Raw genomic sequence first — 17,441 nt, 5'->3', positions numbered from 1 at the left:
ATTCCAGCGTGATTTTAGTGCGCTTGCCCAGCCCCCGGTTATCCTGAAGTTATGGCCATTTCACTCGCTGCTCTGTTGGGGGTTCCGTCCCTCAAACTCGCCAAGGCCGGCCTCGCCGAGACCACCTGGCACCAGGACATTGCCTGGGTGGCCGTTACCGAACAGGAAGATCCGCAGCGGTTCCTCAACGGCGGCGAGCTGGTCCTCACCACCGGCATGCGCCTCAAAAGCGCCCCGGAACAGCGCCGCTTCGTCCGTCAGGTCCAGCGCGCCGGGGCGGTAGGCATCGGCTTTGGGATCGGCCTGACGCACGAGGCCGTGCCGCAGGCACTGATCGCCGAAGCCAACCGGTGGGGCCTGCCGGTGGTGGCGGTCCCGTATGAGACGCCGTTTATTGCGATCGGCAAGCTGGTCGCCGATGCCCAGTCCGCCGACCATTTCACCAAGCTGGAACGGCTCATTGCCGGGCACCAGATCCTGGCCCGCGCCCTGCTTACCGGCGGCGGCCTCGCCGAACTGCTCAAGCACCTCGGATCCATGCTGCGGACAGAGATCGTGCTGACCCAGTTCACCGCGCAGCTTTACAGCAGCGAGCCCGGTCACGCGGCGCCCAGCGCCGAAGGCTGGGCATCCTTCCCGATTCCCACCGGCCGCCGCGACGCCTGCACCCTGTGGGTGCGGCAGCCGTTTGAGGACTCCGGGATTGTGGGCTATGCCCAGAACCTGATCAGCGTCGAGCTCAACAACATGGTCAAACAGCGGCAGTCCCAGCGCGCGCTGGCGGGCCAGGTCCTCGAGGATGTAATCCACGGGACCCTGGAGGCCAATGAGGCCACCCGGCGGCTGGCCGGAATCGGCATCAACAGCACCCGCAGGAACGTTGTGCTGCTGGCAGAATCGGCCGCCCACCCCAAACAACTGGTCACCTCCTCCCTGCCGCAGCCGCTGGAAGGGTCGATCAGCGCCGTCGTCGGCAAGGATCTGGTGGCCGTGGTCCCCGACGACGGTTCCGGCGCCGGGGCCCTGGCCCGCAGCCTCAGCGATCATCTGGCCGAAGCCGGAATCCACGCGACGATCGGGATCGGCGGAGCCTACACAAAACCCAACGGGCTGCGCTGGAGCTATTTCGAGGCCCGTGACGCGGCAAGCCACGGCCTGCCCGTGAACGAACCTGAGCGGCTGAGCCTAACCTCGCTGCTGCTGGCCAGCGAGGATGTGCCGCTGGCGGACATGGCGAACGAGTCCCTCAACCCGCTCCGGAGCTTTGATGCCGCCCACGGCGCCGAGCTGTTGCCCACGCTCGAGAGCTACCTGAACAACAACGGCTCGGTGGCGGCCGTGGCCGAGGAGCTCACGCTGCACCGGAACACGGTCCGCTACCGGCTTGCCCAGATCACCGAACTCACCGGCTACGACCCGGCTCAGACCTCGGACCGTGTGCAGCTGTGGCTTGCGCTGGCCGTGCAGCGTCTGGGCGCCCGCCACTCGGGCTAAGCACGGCCCCCGGCCGGTGCCGACCCATCCGCGTTCCCGACGGGTCCGAATAGCCCTATGGCACCTTTTTGGTGCGTTGAAACCGTACGGCTACCTAACTGGAGATGAACGTGAATAAGACCCTCAAGACCGCTACCCGGATCGCCGCAGGATCAGCACTGGCATTCTCCGCCTTCGCCGTCACGTCAATGCCGGCCCAGGCCGCCACCGCCCCTGACACCACGGCCGTGAGCAGCAGCCCGGCATCGAACAACCACTTCACCTTCGGTCCGTTGTTTGAAGGCGGGCTTATCAACGGCCCCCTGGTGGACGGCCCCCTGGTGGACACCGGTGTGATCGGACCTTTCCAGTTCGGCCAGTTCCAGTAAACCTCCCCTGACCCCGTCAGTCCGGCCGTCCGGCCGCCCTGGCGGGGTCATCCCGTCTGAGCCCGCGGCGCGGGCCGCTTCGCTGTGCCCTGAACGCGCCCACCTCGAAAGATACCGAGAAGGAACATGTCCCCGAATCCTCTGAACGCCCAGCCCAACACCTCCGGCGGCCGGCTGGATCTGAGTCCCGCGCAGCGGGGCATCTGGTACGCGCAGCGGCTGGCGCCGGAGAATCCGATGTACCAGATCGGGCAGTTCGTCGAGATTGAGGGAACGCTTGAGGTGCCGGTGCTGGCCGAGGCGCTGGCCCGGGCCGTGGCGGAAACCGATGCCCTCAATGTGGCCTTCGGCGAGGACCATGCAGGTCCGTTCCAGCTGCCGCGGTCCAACCCGGCCGGACTGGACGTCACGGATCTTAGCGGCGCCAACGACCCCGAGGCCCAAGCCCGGATGCTGATGGACTCGGACCTGGGCTTCCCCCGCGATGTCATCACCGATGAGCTGCTGCACACCGAACTGATCAGGATTTCCGACCAGCGGCACTTCTTCTACCAGCGCGTGCACCACCTGATGCTGGACGGCTACTCGGCCGTGCTGGTGCTCAAGCGCGTGGCAGAGCTTTATCAGGGCCTGCTGGGGGGCTCCGACGGCAATGGCGCCGGGCGTGACCGGCCGCGGGCCTTCGGCGCCTTGCCCGAGCTGCTGGCCGCCGAGAGCGACTACGCAGAATCAGCGACCGCCGACGCTGACCGCAGCTTTTGGAAAGACCAGCTGCAGGGCGCTTCGGCCGCAACAGGACTCGCCGGCCGGCCGACGGGTACGGCCAGTTCGCTGGTCCGCGCCACCAGGACGCTGCCGCCCACGGCCGTCGCCGCGCTGGCCTCAGCCACCGGATCCGCACCTGCCCAGATCCTCACAACGGCAGCCCTTTACCTGCACCGGATCACCGGCGAACGCGAGGTCTCCGTGGCACTGCCGGTGACCGCGCGCCGCGGCCAACTGGCGAAATCCACGCCGTCCATGCTCTCCAACATCCTGCCGATCCGGATCGGCGTCGAACCCGGCGCGACAGTGCGGGATACCGTCAGCGCCATGGGCGCCACCCTGCGCGGCGCCCTCATCCACCAGCGCGCCCGCTTCGAGGACCTGAATGCCCAGAGCGGCTACCGCGGCCCCTCGGTGAATATCCTGCCCGTCCTGGAAAACATCAGTTTTGGCCCGGCCCGCGGCACCATGAACATTCTCTCCACCGGCCCCATCGATGACCTCTCCATCATCATCCACGGCCTGGCCGGCGGTTCGGCGCCCGAGGGCGGTTCCCGCGGCAAAGCGGCGCCCACCGTCCAGTTCGAAGCCAACGCGGCGCTCTACAGCACATCGGAACTGCAGGAGCATCTGGAGCGCTTCGTCCGGCTCCTCGACGCCGTAGCTACCGAGCCCGAGTCGCTTCTGGCCTCACTGTCGGTGACCACCGCAGCCGAAGAACTTTCGCTGCTGGCGGCCGGGGAGGCCGGGGACGCGGACCTTCCCGGGCACACCATAGTGGAGGAGTTCCGGCTCAACGCCCGCGAGTCCGGCCCCCGGACCGCCGTCGTGGCGCCCGACGGCGAACTGACCTTCGGCGAGCTCGAATCGCGGTCGAACCAGCTGGCCAGGTTCCTCAGCAGCCACGGGGCGGGCCCCGGGCAGACCGTTGCCGTCCGGCTGGGCCGCAGCGTCCTGCTGCCCGTCGCAATCCTGGCGATCCTGAAATCCGGCGCCGCATACCTGCCGCTGGACCCGGACTACCCGGCGGGCCGGGTCGAGGGCATGCTCGAAGATGCCGCGCCGGTCCGGCTGCTGACGTCCGGAGCCTTCACCGGCGACGCGTCCGAGCATGCCGACCTCGCCACGGATGTACCCGTCACTGTGCTCGATGCCGCCCTGATGGTGTCCTGCCTGGACGGCAAGGACGCATCACCGCTTCCGTGCCCGGCCGGCCAGCAGGATCTCGCGTACGTCATCTTTACCTCCGGTTCCACCGGCCGGCCCAAAGGCGTCGGCGTCGAGCATCTGGCCCTGCTGAACCTTTACACCTCGCACCGGGAGAGCATCTTCGCCCCCGCAGAAGAGCGGCTGGGGCGGAAGTTGCGGGTCGCGCACACCGCAGGGTTGTCCTTTGACGCCTCCTGGGACCCCATCCTCTGGCTCATCGCCGGACATGAACTGCATCTGGTGGACAACCAGACCCGCCGGGACCCGGAAGCCCTCAGCAGCTACCTGGCCGGCACCGGCATCGACTCGATCGAAACCACCCCGTCCTTCGCCAAGGTGCTGCTGGCCGGGGGCTTGTTCGACCAGGCCGCCCACCCATCCGTGGTGGCCCTGGGCGGCGAAGCCGTCGACCCGCCGCTGTGGAGCGCCCTCGCCGAGAAGGAAGGGCTCGTGGCCTACAACTTCTACGGCCCCACGGAGACGACTGTCGATTCCCTCACCGCCGTGATGTCCCCCGGCACGGAACCGACCCTCGGTGACTCCGTAGCCAACAGCCGGCACTACATCCTGGACTCCGGCCTGAACCCGGTTCCCGTCAACGCCATCGGTGAGCTCTACGTCGCCGGCATCAACCTGGCCCGCGGCTACCTTGACCAGCCCGGGCTCAGCGCCGAACGCTTCGTCGCCGACCCGTTCGTTCCGGACGGCTCCCGGATGTACCGGACCGGCGACGTCGTCCGGCGCCTGCCGGACGGCACCCTGGAATTCCGCGGCCGGATGGACGCCCAGGTCAAGATCCGCGGTTTCCGGATCGAGCTCGCCGAAATCGAGGAAGCGCTCCGCGGCCTCGACGGGGTGGAACACGCCGCCGTCGCCGTCACGAAGAACCGCGCCGGCTACGACCAGCTGCTCGGCTATGTCACCGCGGCCGGACCGGACGGAACCACACTGGACACGGCCGGACTCCGGCACGCAGTCCGCCGGCAGCTGCCGGATTATATGGTGCCCACCGCCGTGCAGCAGATCCCCGACATCCCGCTGACCGCCAACGGCAAACTGGACTCCCGGGCCCTTCCTGCTCCGCAGCAGGAAACCGCCGTCTCGACGCCACGCAATGAGCGGGAACGGATCGTAGCCGATGCCTTTAAGGAGGTCCTGGGCCTCGACGCCGTCGGCGTGGACGACGACTTTTTTGAACTCGGCGGCCACTCGCTGCTGGCGACCCGGCTCGTGGCACTGCTGCGGGACCGGACCGGGGTCGCACCGGCGCTGCGCACGGTTTTTGAACAGGCCACCGTGGCTGCCCTCGCCGGCACCCTTGAGTTGGGAGCCAACAACGCCCACCCGCTCAAGCCCGCCGACCGCCCGGCCGTTGTGCCGCTGTCCTTCGCCCAGCGCAGGCTGTGGTTCCTGAACCGCTTCGATCCGGAGTCCGGCGCCTACAACATCCCTGTGGTGCTGGACCTCAAAGGCACCCTGGACGTCCCGGCGCTTTATGCTGCGATCAACAGGCTGGCCGGACGCCACGAAACACTGCGGACGGTTTTTCCGCTGATCGACGGTGAACCCGCCCAGCAGATCCTGCCCGACGGCGAGCGGCCGGTGGAACTGCTGGCTGTCCAGTGCAGCGCCGAAGGACTGCCGGGCGCCCTCGCAGCGGAAACCCGCCGCGGCTTCGACGTCACACGCGAACTGCCGCTGCGCGCCGTGCTGTTCCAGCTGGCGCCGGAGCACCACGTATTGGCCATCACACTGCATCACATTGCCGCAGACGGCTGGTCCCTGGCACCGCTCGCGCAGGATCTCTCGCTCGCCTACAACGCCCTCGCCTCGGGCGCGGACACCGCACTGGCGCCGCTGCCGGTGCAATACGCCGACTACACGCTGTGGCAGCGCGGCGAACTGGGCAGCGAAGCTGACCCGACGAGTGCCATCTCCCGCCAGCTGGAGTTCTGGACCCGCGAACTGCGCGGCGCTCCGGAGGAACTCCGGCTGCCGTTCGACTTCATCCGGGGCGCGCACAGCGCCGCCGGACCGGCGTCGTCAGTTCCCCTGACCATCCGTCCGGAAACCAGCGCCCGGCTAAACGCGCTGGCACGCGAACACAACGCCAGCCTCTTTATGGTGCTGCAGGCCGCGCTCGCGGCCCTGCTCACCAAGTCCGGCGCGGGAGAGGACATCCCGCTCGGCACCCCCGTGGCCGGCCGCACGGACACCCAGCTCAACGAGCTGGTGGGCTTCTTCGTCAACACCCTGGTGCTGCGGACCAACACCTCCGGAAATCCCACCGCGGCGGAGCTCGTGGAAAGTGTCAGGTACACAAACCTGCACGCCTACGCCAACCAGGACGCGCCCTTTGAGCGTGTGGTCGAGGAGCTCAACCCGGCCCGGTCCCAGCACCGCCACCCCCTGTTCCAGGTGATGCTCACGCTGCAGAACACTGCGGCTGCCGGGCTGAACATGAACGGGCTCGATGCCACCGCGGACCTGAGCCAGGAACCGGGCGGGGCTAAATTCGACCTGCTGCTGGACCTGGTGGAAGCTGCCACCGATGAGGACGGGCCCGCGGCCACCGGCATCCGCGGCTCACTCGCCTACAACCCCGCGTTGTTCGCCCGGTCCACCGTCGAGCAGCTCGTGGCAGGGTACGTAGCAGTGATCGAGCAGTTCGCCGCAGATCCCGGGATCACGCTGGACCGGCTGCGGATCCAGTCCCCCGAGCAGCACCAGCTCGCCCTGGCACACAGCCTGAGTGCAGGGGCACCCGGGTCCGGCGACTTCGGCCCGGAAACCGTCGTGGATGCCCTCCGCGCCACGATGGCACGGACTCCGAACGCGCCGGCACTCGTGGACGCCACCGGGGCCATGAGTTTCGCCCGGCTCGATGCCCGGGTCCGGGCCCTCGCCGCCGGACTGATGGCCTCCGGTGTGGGCCCTGGCGACCGGGTCGCCGTTGCCCTGCCGCGCACTGCCGACGTGGTGACTGCGGCCCTCGCGGTACTGGCCGCCGGCGCCGTCTACATCCCCGTGGACCTTTCCTACCCGCAGGAGCGGATCCGGGTGATCCTTGAAGACGGCGCTCCCGCCGTCGTCATCTCCGCCGCACCGTCCGCGGCGGACCGCGGCACCGACGGCCCGCGGCACCTCGACGTCGGCACGCTGCTGGCGGCGGGTGCCGAGGTCACCGACGCGGACCTGGCACAGCGCCGCCCGGCCGCCGGCGACCTCGCCTACGTGCTCTACACCTCCGGTTCCACCGGGCGACCCAAGGGCGTCGCCGTGCCGCACGGCGCACTGGCCAACCTGTACCGGCACCACCACCGCACACTGTACGTACCGCGCTTCCAGGCCGCCGGTCCGGACGGTACCGTGTCCGTGGCCCATATCGCCGGGCTTGGCTTCGACGCCGCCTGGGACCCGATGCTGTGGCTGATCGCCGGCGCGGAGCTCCACATCGTGGCTGACGAGGTCCGCAGCGACGCCGAATCACTCGCTGGCTACTGCCGCAGCCACGGCATCGACGTGCTGGAAACGACGCCGTCCTACGCCGGCCAGCTTCTGCACAGCGGCCTGCTCGACCCGGCCCGGGACCAGCCGCTGCTCCTCGCCCTTGGCGGCGAGGCTGTGACGGCCGAGCTCTGGACGCAGCTGGCCTCGACTCCCGAGGTCGCGGCCCATAACTTCTACGGTCCCACTGAGTTCACTGTGGACTCGGTGACCGCTGAGATCAGCGGCGGCTCACCGTCCATCGGCCGTGGCATCGCCAATACGGACACCTTTGTCCTGGACCCGTACCTGGCGCTGGCTCCGGCAGGCGTGCCGGGCGAGCTGTACCTTGCCGGTCCCGGCATGGCACGCGGCTACGACCGGCGCCCCGCCGAGACGGCCTGCCGTTTTGTGGCCAACCCCTTCGCCGCCGACGGCAGCCGGATGTACCGCACCGGCGACCTGGTCCGCCGGGCACCGGATGGCTCCCTGGAGTTCCTCTCCCGCACGGACGAACAGGTCAAGGTCCGCGGTTTCCGGATCGAACTCGGCGAAATTGAGGCCGCGCTGGCCTCCCACCCGCAGCTTGACCGCGCGGTAGCCGTGGCCGACGGCGAGCCGGCCCACCGTGTGGTGGCCTACTACACGGGGAGCGCCGGAGCCGAGGATCTGCGCGAGCTGGCCGCCGGCAAGCTGCCCGACTACATGGTGCCGTCCGTCTTTATGCAGTTGTCCGCGATTCCCCTGACGCCGCACGGCAAGCTGGACCGCAAAGCCCTGCCGGCTCCCTCCGCGGGCACCGGCGCGGGCTCCGGGGCCGCTCCCGAGACCGCTGACGAACGCACCATGTGCGGGATCTTCGCCGATGTCTTGGGCGTTGCTGAGGTCTCGATGGGCGATGACTTCTTCGTCCTGGGCGGACACTCCCTGCTCGCCGTCTCGATGATGGGCGGAATCCGCGACGCCTTTGGCACCGAACTTCCGCTGCGTATGCTCTTCAACGAGCCCACACCGGCCGGGCTGCTCTCGGCAGTGCACCGGCAGACCGGTACCCCGGGGACCGAAGCTTCCGCGGCGGCGCCGGCAACGGCGCCGGGCTCCGGGCAGCGGGAGCCGGCCGCTGAGCCGGTCTCCCTTACGGAATGGCTGGCAAACAACGATTCTGCCCGCAATGCCCGGCCGGAGCTCTCGTACGCCCAGTCCCGGATGTGGTTCCTCAACCAGCTGGATCCGGGCTCGGCCGACTACAACATCTCCCTGGCGGTGCGTCTGACCGGTGAACTCGACGAACAGGCACTGGCCGCCGCCGTCGGCGCGCTGTTCCGGCGCCACGACGTCCTCCGGACCATCTACCCGGAGACCGGCGGAGTTCCGGAGCAGCTGGTCCTGGACCCCTCTGACGCCACCCACGGGCCGGGCATGCACCTGACCGTCAATCCGCCCGCGGCGCGCGACGCAGTCCCGGTGCTGCTGCGGGACGACGCAGAGCACGGCTTTGATGTCCGCTCCGAGCTGCCGCTGCGGGCGAGGTTGATCCCCGTCCGCTCAGCCGGCTCACCGGAGTGGGTCCTGCACCTTGTGATGCACCACATCGCAAGCGACGGGGCGTCCCTGGCCCCGCTGGCGCGGGACCTCTCTGCCGCCTACACGGCCGCCCGCGGCCAGGGCCCGGCCGCCGCTCCGGCACCCCTGCCCCTGCAGTACGCCGACTACGCCCACTGGCAGCGGCAACAGCTCGACGGGAGCGCCCTTACGGCCAAACTGGACCACTGGCGCCGCACCCTGGCCGGGATCCCCGCAGAGCTGATGCTGCCGGCGGACCACCGCAGGCCCCGCGAGTCACGCCAGCCCGGCCGGCAGCTGGGCTTCCTGCTCGGTGCGGACAGCGTCACTGCACTGAACGCCCTGGCCTCGGCATCGAACGCCAGCCTGTTTATGGCGCTCCACGCCGCCCTGGCCGCTTTCCTGCACCGCAGCGGCGCCGGCGAGGATCTGGTGATTGGTTCCCCCACCGCCGGACGGACGGACCCCGCCCTGCGCGAGCTGGTCGGCTTCTTCGTCAACACCCTGCCGCTGCGCGTGGACGCCGCCGGAGACCCCAGCCTGCGGACCATGCTCGGCCGCTCGCGGGAAGGCATCCTGGATGCCTTCGACCATAACGACGTACCGTTCGAACGGCTCGTCGAGGCCGTCAACCCGGACCGTGAACTGGGACGCCACCCGCTGTTCCAGACCATGCTCACCGTGGACACCGGGGCTCCTGCCGTTCCGCAACTGCCCGGAGTCCGGGTGGACGCCGAACCCGAAACAGGGTCGGGCGAGGCGAAATTCGACCTCTCCTTTACGTTCCGGCCCGACGGCGGAAACGGCGGACTGGCCGGCACGCTGGACTACAACGCTGCGATGTTTGAGGACGCCACGGCCCGGCGCCTGGCCGCCAGTTTCGGCCGGTTCCTGGAGCTCGCCGCAGCTTCCCCGGACACCCCGGTTTCGCTGCTGGGCCTGATCGGGACTGCGGAAGCTGGCGCCCTGATGAAGGTCACCGCCGGATCCCGCTCGGATCCGTCTGCGGAAGACCCCGAACCCGGAATCCTGGCGGCGTTCGCCGCCACGGTCCGGGCGACGCCGGACGCCGCAGCGGTGGTCGCGGCCGATGGCACCCTGAGCTTTGCCGGACTTGCCGCCTCGGCATCCCGGATCGCGGCCGCACTCACCGGGACAGGTGTCAGCCGCGGCGACGTTGTATCCGTGCTGCTCCCCCGCTCACGGGCAACGGTTGAGGGCATGTTCGGTGTACTGGCCGCCGGCGCCGTCTACAACCCGATCGACACCGAATACCCGGACGAGCGCGCCTCGGCAATCATCGCGGACGCTGCCCCGCCGGTCATCCTGACCAGCCGCAGCGTGGCCGCCCGGGTGGAGCAAATCCTCGCCGGGCTGACGGTCCGGCCCCGGGTGCTGGTCCTGGAAGACCTGGCGGCAGTGACGGAACCGGAGAAGGAACCCGGCCGGGACACCGTCGCCGCCGCGCTGGCAGCGTTTGCCGTTCCGGAGCCGCGCGAGCTGGCCTATGTGATCTTCACATCCGGTTCCACCGGCCGGCCCAAAGGCGTCGAAATCAGCCATGGCGCCCTGGCTGCCCTGCTCGGATCGCACCGCGAGACCCTGCTGTCCGGCCTCGGACACCGCCGGGCCGCGCACACCACGGGCGTTGGCTTCGACGCCTCCTGGGACCCGATCCTGTGGATGGTGGCGGGCCACGAGCTGCACCTGATCGACGACGAGACCCGCCGCGACGCGCAGCAGCTGGCCGCCTACTTCGCAGCGCATGGCATCAACGCGTGGGAGACCACCCCCGGCTATCTCCGGCAGCTCCTGGCCGAGCCGGAATTCACCCGGCTGCTCGAGGCGCACACCCCCGGCGGCGGCGAGGCGGAACGTTTTAGCCTGGCCCTCGGCGGGGAGGCCTTCGACGCAGGACTGTGGAACACAGTTGCCGCACACCGCGGCGTCCAAGCCTGGAACCTCTACGGACCTACCGAAGCCACCGTGGATACCGTGCTGGCCCGGGTTGGCCGGACCGGCGAGCCGGTGCTGGGCAGCCCCACCGCGGGCACCCGGCTTTACGTCCTGGACGACCGGTTGCAGCACACCCTTCCCGGCGCGGCCGGCGAGCTCTACATCGCCGGCCGCCAACTGGCCCGCGGCTACCGCGGCCGTCCGGAGCTGACGGCCGAGCGCTTTATTGCGGATCCCTTCACCGGCGGCGGCGAACGAATGTACCGCACCGGCGACCTGGTCTTCCGGCACGCCGACGGCCGGCTGGTATTTGCCGGCCGCAACGATGACCAGCTGAAGATCCGCGGCTTCAGGGTCGAACCCGGCGAAGTGGAGCAGGCCCTGCGCAGCGCCGCCGGCGTCAGCGCCGCCGTCGTCCGTGCCGTCGGCACCGACGGCGGCACGCGCCTGATCGGGTACGTCGTTCCGGCGGCACCCGGCCACACGGCGGACTCCGCCGACGGCCCCGATGCCGGAACCCTGTCCGGGGAGGTCCGCGACCACGTACGGGGCCTGCTGCCGGACTACATGGTTCCCGCCGCCGTTGTGGTGATCGATGAGGTGCCGCTGACCCCGCATGGCAAGGTGGACACGGCCGCGCTGCCGGATCCCGGCAGCACGGCCCGCACTGCCGGGCGGGGTCCGCGGACGCCGCGGGAAAAAACCGTCGCGGCGATCTTCGCCGACGTGCTGTCCCTGGACCGGGCCGGCGTGGACGAATCGTTCTTCGAGCTCGGCGGCCACTCGTTCCTGGCCCGGCCGCTCATCGCCAAGGTCAACGCTGCACTGGGGACGGAGTTGACGGTCCAGTCGCTGTTCCGGGCGCCCACCGTCGAGGGCCTGCTCCGCGAGGCGTCCAAAGGTGCGCAGGAGAGCGCCGCGGACAGCCTGCGCCAACTGCTTCCGCTGCGGACCACCGGAACCAAGCTGCCGCTGTTTGCTGTGCACCCGGCATCCGGGATCAGCTGGGGCTATGCCTCCATGCTGGGCAAACTGGATCCGGAGCGGCCGTTGTTCGGACTCCAGATGCCCGGCATGGAACCGGGCCGCACCCACCCGATCGAGGCAGCAAACCTGACCGAACTGGCCGATGACTACATCGCCAAGCTCCGCTCCGTGCAGCCGGCGGGCCCCTACCATCTGATGGGGTGGTCCTTCGGCGGCCACCTCGTCCACCGGCTGGCCACCCGGCTGCAGGAACTCGGCGAGGAGGTGGCTTTCCTGGCCATCCTCGACGCCTTCCCCGGCAACCAGGAGGATAACGCCAAGGTGGGTACAGGCCAAGCGCTCTGGGCCAGCTACCTCGAAGCGCAAGGCTATGACCTGGGGGAACAGGACAAGGCCGGGCTCGACGGGCAACGCGCCCAGGAAATCCTGCGCGAACACCACAACCCGCTGGGCAGCGTCCCGTTGGCCTCCGTCAACGCCATGGTGGGCAACTTCCCGCCGCTGGCGCGGCTGATCCGCCAGGAGCAGCCGCAGGTTTTCGACGGCGACCTGCTGTTCCTCCGGGCCACCCGCGAGGTGCCTGAAGGCACCCCCGGCACCGGTGCCTGGCAGCCGTTCATCAGCGGGACCATTACCGATGTTGCCGTGGACGAGCGTCACTCCCAGCTGCTCAGTGACCGGGCTCTCAGCGCAATTATGCCGGCACTGGCCATCCAACTGGGCAGCGGACCCGAATAACCAGTGATGCCTCAGCTCCAGTAGGGGGCTGTCCGAACGCCAGAACTGACAGGAAAGGTCAACGTGACGAATCCATTCGATGACAAGTCCGCAACGTTCTCCGTACTCGTGAACGAGTACCAGCAGCACTCCCTCTGGCCGGCTTTCGCGGCAGTGCCGCAGGGCTGGGTCACCATGTTTGGCCCGGACAGCCGGGAGGCCTGCCTCGACTACGTATCCCGGACCTGGACGGATATGGCGCCGCGCAAGGTCGCAGAACTCGCTACTGCGCAGTGATCCGGGTCGAGAACGTCAGCAAGAGTTTCGGCAGCTTCAAGGCCCTTGACGGGCTCACGCTGCGGGCCGGCGAAGGAACGGTGCTGGGACTGCTGGGACCAAACGGTTCCGGCAAGACCACCACCGTCAAGGTGCTCACCACCTTGTTGTCCCCTGACAGCGGCGACGCCCGGGTCGCCGGCCACTCGGTGCTCAGCCATCCGGAGCTGGTGCGGCGGAACCTGGGCCTGTCCGGCCAGTATGCCGCCGTGGACGAGAAACTAACCGCCTTCGAAAACCTGCACATGGTGGGCCGGCTCTACGGGATGAACCGACGGACCGCCACGGCCAGGGCACACGAACTCCTCGAGAGCTTCCGGCTCACCGACGTCGCAGGCAAACGCTCCGGGACGTTTTCCGGCGGCATGCGGCGCCGGCTGGACCTCGCCGGAGCCATAGTCGCCCGGCCCAAGGTCGTTGTACTGGACGAGCCCACCACCGGACTTGACCCGCGGGGCCGCCTCGATACCTGGGACGTTGTGTCCGGTCTTGTGGCGGACGGCACCACCGTGCTGCTCACCACCCAGTACCTCGAGGAGGCCGATCGGCTCGCAGACCACATCGCCGTCATTAACCACGGCCGCGTCATCGCGGAGGGGACCGCGACGGAACTGAAACAAAGCGCCGGATCCGAACGGATCGACGTCGTGATGCGCAACGCCGCCGACCTCGCCGCGGCGGCCGGGGTGCTGGAGCAGGCAGCGGGCCCGGGCTCACGGCCCGAGCTGGACCCGCAAAACCTGCGGATTTCCGTCGCCGCTCCCGAAGGCCACCGGTTGCTGGTCCGGGTGCTTTCAGAACTTGATGCCCGCGCCCTGCCGGTAGAGGAAGCATCGCTGCGCCGCCCCACCCTGGACGACGTCTTCCTGCAGCTGACCGGCCACGCCGCGGCGCCGGCCACGCAAGACCGGACGCCGGACGTGCAGACGCCGGAGAAAGTCGAGGTGCCAGCATGAGCGCCATCGCCGCAGCCGCCCGCGACAGCTCCGTCATTGCCCGGCGCAACCTCATCAACGTAGTGCGCACGCCCGGAGCGCTGGTCACCGGAATCGTGCAGCCGGTGATGTTCGTCCTGCTGCTGGGCTTCGTCTTCGGCGGCACCCTCGGCGGGGACCAATACCGCAGCTACCTGATCGGCGGCATCCTGGCGCAGACCCTGACGTTTAACGCCTCCTTCACCGCGGTCTACCTGGCCAAGGATCTCCAGCTCGGGCTGATCGACCGCTTCCGCTCCCTGCCGATGTCCCGCGTGGCCGTAATCCTGGGCCGCACCTCCTCGGATCTGTCCACGAGCGTACTGTCCGTCGCCGTCACCCTGCTCTGCGGTCTCGCCATCGGCTGGCGGATCTCCACGGGGCCGGCATCCGCCCTGGCCGCCCTGGCCCTGTTGCTGCTGTTTGCCTTTGCCGTCTCCTGGATCGGGGCAGTCATTGCCCTGACCGCCCGCAGCGTTGAAGTCGCCCAAAGCCTCGGGCTTGTCTGGCTGTTCCCGGTCACCTTTGTGTCCGGCGCCTTTGTGTCCGTGACCTCCCTTCCGGGCCCGCTGCGGGTGATTGCCGAATGGAATCCTGTCACCGCCGTCGCCACTGCCGCCCGGGAGCTCTTCGGCAACACGGCACCGGCTGGATTCCTCACGCCGACCGGCTGGCCAGCGGAGAACGCGGTCCTGTACTCCGTGCTCTGCAGCATCGGGATCATCGCCGTTTTTGCCCCGCTGGCGATCGCCCAGTACCGCCGGATCAGCAAGCGATGATCGCGTCCGGGCACGGGCCCGCCGAGATCGGCTACCTCGTGGTCCCGTCACCCGCCGTCAGGGATGCCGCGGTAGAGGCCGGCCAGGGACTGTTCGCGGGCTTATTCGGCGGCCTGGGCGCGTTCCTCTCGGCACCGGAACGCGAGGCCTCGCTCCGTTTCAGCCGCGCCGAGGACCGACTGGACTACCCGGCGTCCCACGCCCTGTTCCGGCTGCTCGCAGCGTGGCGGCTGGGGCTCGAACCCGAAGACGCTGCCGGGCTGACCGTCCGGCGGACGTGCGCCGGCTGCGGCAGCACCACCCACGGCAAACCCTCGATCGAGGGCGTCGAATTGAGCATGTCGCGCAGCCACGGAACGGTGATGGCTGCTGCCGGTCCGGCCGGCGCCAGCCTCGGAGCGGACCTCGAAAGGGTGCCCGCCCGCGTGTTCGCCGGCTTCGACGAGTTCGCCGTCGCGCCGGAGGAACATCCCGGTCCGGATGGCCCTGAGCTGACCGACGCCGGGCGCATCCGGCTATGGGTGGCGAAGGAAGCCGCGCTGAAAGCGGCGGGCCTTGGCTTGGCCGTGGACCCCGCGGGCCTGCGGCTGGCCCCGGCCGGCCCCCGCGGGCACCTGAGTGCGCAGAGCCCCACGAATCCAGCGGTCGATGGCCTCCTGGTCCGGCCGGTGCCGGCTCCCGACGGATACTCCGCCGCCATTGCCTCCGCCGCGGACCTGCCCGTCCGGGCCGTGCCGCTGGCCGAGATATTCGCCACTAAAAAGCTAGGTCCAAACGTCAAACGTCTAACCTTTAGGTATGGCTAGCAGCACGGCGTCTTCCGCCCTTCCCGAGACAGCACCTCCCGCCGTCGTGCGCTCACCGCGCGGCGTGGCGATCGCCGGAGTCATCGCGATTGTGCTGATCGGGCTGAACCTGCGCGCCGGCATCACCGGAGCCGCCGCCCTGCTGCATGACTTGCAGGAGGTCCTCGGCTACGGGCCGCTGACCGCCGCCATTATTCCCTCGATCCCCACGCTCTGTTTCGCCGTTGCCGGCGCCGCCACGTCCTGGCTGACCCGGCGGCTCGGACTCGAGAAAGCCATCCTGCTCTCCCTCGTGCTGCTCGCTGCCGGCCTGCTGGTCCGGGGCATCCCTTCCACCGGCATGCTGCTGGCAGGCACCGTCGTCGGGATGTCCGGACTGGCGATCTGCAACGTGGCGATGCCCTCCTTCATCCGGGTCCACTTCGCGCACCGGACATCGCTGATGACGGCGCTCTATACGGTGACCATGACCACTGGCGCCACTGCGGTTGCCGTGCTGATCGTTCCCGTGGCGCACCAGCTCGGCTCGCCCTCCGCCGGGGTCGGCGCGATCGGTTTCCTGGCCCTGGGCGCCTGCCTGGGTTTCCTGCCGATCGCCCTGCACGCGCACCGCAACGCACCCGGTATCAAGGCCGCCCCGGTGTCCCCCTGGCCGCTGTTGCGGACCCGTACCGGCAGGCTCATTACCCTTGGCTTCACTGTCCAGGCCCTGCTGGCCTATTCGGTGCTGAGTTGGTTCCCCTACATGCTGGTCACGCTGGGCCTCTCCGCATCCGAGGGCGGGCTGATGTTCGGCCTGATGCAGCTCGTCTCGGTGCCGGCCGGCATGGTGCTCGTCGCGATCGGATCACGCCCGCGGATGCAACGGACCGCTTTCTACCTGGCCACTGTGACGATGGCCGCGGGTGTCCTGGCTATGCTCGTCCTGCCGCTGAGCTGGGCACCCGTCACCGCGGTACTGCTTGGCTTTGGGCTCGGCATCTTCCCGCTGGTGATGGTGATGATCAGCCGCAGCGGCCGCACCACTGCCGAAACCACCGCTTTGTCCACGGTTGCGCAGTCGGCCGGCTACCTGCTGGCGACGCTCGGCCCCTTCGGCATGGGCTTGCTGCACAGCGCCACGGGCGCCTGGACGCTCCCGTTGATCCTGCTGCTGGCCGTTGCCTTGGGCCAGATCGCCGTCGGGCATCTGCTGACCACCCTGCCGAAGGTTCCGCAGCGGAAGGAACTTCAGGACACTGAACTGCGGGCCGCCGGCACACCGGCCCGGCCTGATGCCGGCGAGGGACGGTCATGAGCCATACACCGTCCCATCGGCCGCCGCTGGTGGAGGAGGTCACCGCCAAGCTGCGCGGCCTGATCCACTCCGGCGAATGGCCGCTGCAACAGCGGATCCCGGCCGAACCTGAACTGATGGCCATGCTCGGAGTCTCGCGGGGAACCCTGCGGGAGGCCGTCAAGGCCCTGGCCCACGGCGGCATGCTCGATGTCCGGCGCGGGGACGGCACCTACGTCCGCGCCACCAGCGAGATCTCCGGCGCGGCCCAGCGCATGTACCTGGACCACTCGCAGGCTCACATCCTCGAGGTCCGGGTGGGGCTGGACACCCAGGCGGCCCGGCTTGCGGCCCGCCATGCAGCTGGCAGCGACGTCGGGGCGATGCGTGAACTGCTGACGGCGCGCCGTGAGTCCTGGCTGGCCGGCGACTACGCAGGCTGGGCCCGGGCGGACTGGGATTTCCATCTGCTGGTTGCGCAGGCATCGGGCAATCCGCTGCTGTACGAGCTGTACGCCAGCTTCGGCGCTGTTTTCCACGCCGGCCTGCTCCGCCAGCAGCAGCGCGGCGGCTTCAGCGGCCTCCCGCACGAAGGGCATGACGAACTTGTGGACGCAATCGCCGCACACGACGAAACTTCCGCCGTCGAGAGTGTGCACCGGAACCTGAACTCCTGCGCGGAGTGGATCCGGCAGTAACCGCACTGCAGCGCACAGGCCGCGGCG

The 17,441-nt window shown here is 69.2% G+C and carries 9 protein-coding genes; all 9 read left to right on the top strand.

The window, feature by feature from the left end; all coding sequences use genetic code 11:
* Nucleotides 1-51: 51 nt before the first annotated feature.
* The 9 genes from ABIB49_RS13970 (at nucleotide 52) to ABIB49_RS13930 (ending at nucleotide 17,414) form a co-directional block, all read left to right on the top strand.
* On the top strand, nucleotides 52-1,494 hold the full coding sequence (locus ABIB49_RS13970) for a PucR family transcriptional regulator (protein ID WP_226775682.1): 1,443 nt from the start codon (nucleotides 52-54) through the stop codon (nucleotides 1,492-1,494).
* 110 nt (nucleotides 1,495-1,604) lie between these two features.
* Nucleotides 1,605-1,862, top strand: coding sequence for a hypothetical protein (locus ABIB49_RS13965; RefSeq protein WP_226775683.1), 258 nt, complete (start codon nucleotides 1,605-1,607; stop codon nucleotides 1,860-1,862).
* 126 nt (nucleotides 1,863-1,988) lie between these two features.
* Nucleotides 1,989-12,566, top strand: coding sequence for a non-ribosomal peptide synthetase (locus ABIB49_RS13960; protein WP_354157181.1), 10,578 nt, complete (start codon nucleotides 1,989-1,991; stop codon nucleotides 12,564-12,566).
* A 63-nt stretch (nucleotides 12,567-12,629) separates the two neighbouring features.
* The gene (locus ABIB49_RS13955; protein ID WP_226759692.1) at nucleotides 12,630-12,842 is read left to right on the top strand and encodes an MbtH family protein; all 213 of its coding nucleotides are present in this window, start codon (nucleotides 12,630-12,632) and stop codon (nucleotides 12,840-12,842) included.
* A complete protein-coding gene (locus tag ABIB49_RS13950) occupies nucleotides 12,839-13,837 on the top strand; it encodes an ATP-binding cassette domain-containing protein (RefSeq protein ID WP_282358556.1) in 999 nt (332 codons plus the stop codon). Before ABIB49_RS13955 ends, ABIB49_RS13950 begins: the two co-directional genes overlap by 4 nt.
* Nucleotides 13,834-14,634: an ABC transporter permease gene (locus ABIB49_RS13945; protein ID WP_226775686.1), complete on the top strand. Its 801-nt coding sequence runs from the start codon at nucleotides 13,834-13,836 to the stop codon at nucleotides 14,632-14,634. The genes ABIB49_RS13950 and ABIB49_RS13945 overlap by 4 nt, the downstream gene beginning before the upstream one ends.
* Nucleotides 14,631-15,440 carry a 4'-phosphopantetheinyl transferase family protein gene (locus ABIB49_RS13940; protein ID WP_226775687.1) on the top strand — a complete coding sequence of 270 codons (810 nt, stop codon included), beginning with the start codon at nucleotides 14,631-14,633 and terminating at the stop codon, nucleotides 15,438-15,440. Before ABIB49_RS13945 ends, ABIB49_RS13940 begins: the two co-directional genes overlap by 4 nt.
* On the top strand, nucleotides 15,433-16,737 hold the full coding sequence (locus ABIB49_RS13935; RefSeq protein ID WP_226775688.1) for an MFS transporter: 1,305 nt from the start codon (nucleotides 15,433-15,435) through the stop codon (nucleotides 16,735-16,737). Before ABIB49_RS13940 ends, ABIB49_RS13935 begins: the two co-directional genes overlap by 8 nt.
* A complete protein-coding gene (locus ABIB49_RS13930) occupies nucleotides 16,734-17,414 on the top strand; it encodes a FadR/GntR family transcriptional regulator (RefSeq protein WP_226775689.1) in 681 nt (226 codons plus the stop codon). Before ABIB49_RS13935 ends, ABIB49_RS13930 begins: the two co-directional genes overlap by 4 nt.
* The last annotated feature ends 27 nt before the right edge of the window (nucleotides 17,415-17,441 follow it).

It is taken from the genome of Arthrobacter sp. UYCu512 (assembly GCF_040547075.1).
Lineage (GTDB): Bacteria > Actinomycetota > Actinomycetes > Actinomycetales > Micrococcaceae > Arthrobacter.
This window is presented reverse-complemented; position numbering and strand designations above follow the sequence as displayed.

What these genes read in the sequence shown, in the direction of transcription:
- ABIB49_RS13970 (WP_226775682.1), top strand. Translation starts at nt 52, where the DNA reads ATGGCCATTTCACTCGCTGCTCTGTTGGGGGTTCCGTCCCTCAAACTC.
- ABIB49_RS13960 (WP_354157181.1), top strand. Translation starts at nt 1,989, where the DNA reads ATGTCCCCGAATCCTCTGAACGCCCAGCCCAACACCTCCGGCGGCCGG.
- ABIB49_RS13945 (WP_226775686.1), top strand. Translation starts at nt 13,834, where the DNA reads ATGAGCGCCATCGCCGCAGCCGCCCGCGACAGCTCCGTCATTGCCCGG.
- ABIB49_RS13940 (WP_226775687.1), top strand. Translation starts at nt 14,631, where the DNA reads ATGATCGCGTCCGGGCACGGGCCCGCCGAGATCGGCTACCTCGTGGTC.
- ABIB49_RS13935 (WP_226775688.1), top strand. Translation starts at nt 15,433, where the DNA reads ATGGCTAGCAGCACGGCGTCTTCCGCCCTTCCCGAGACAGCACCTCCC.
- ABIB49_RS13930 (WP_226775689.1), top strand. Translation starts at nt 16,734, where the DNA reads ATGAGCCATACACCGTCCCATCGGCCGCCGCTGGTGGAGGAGGTCACC.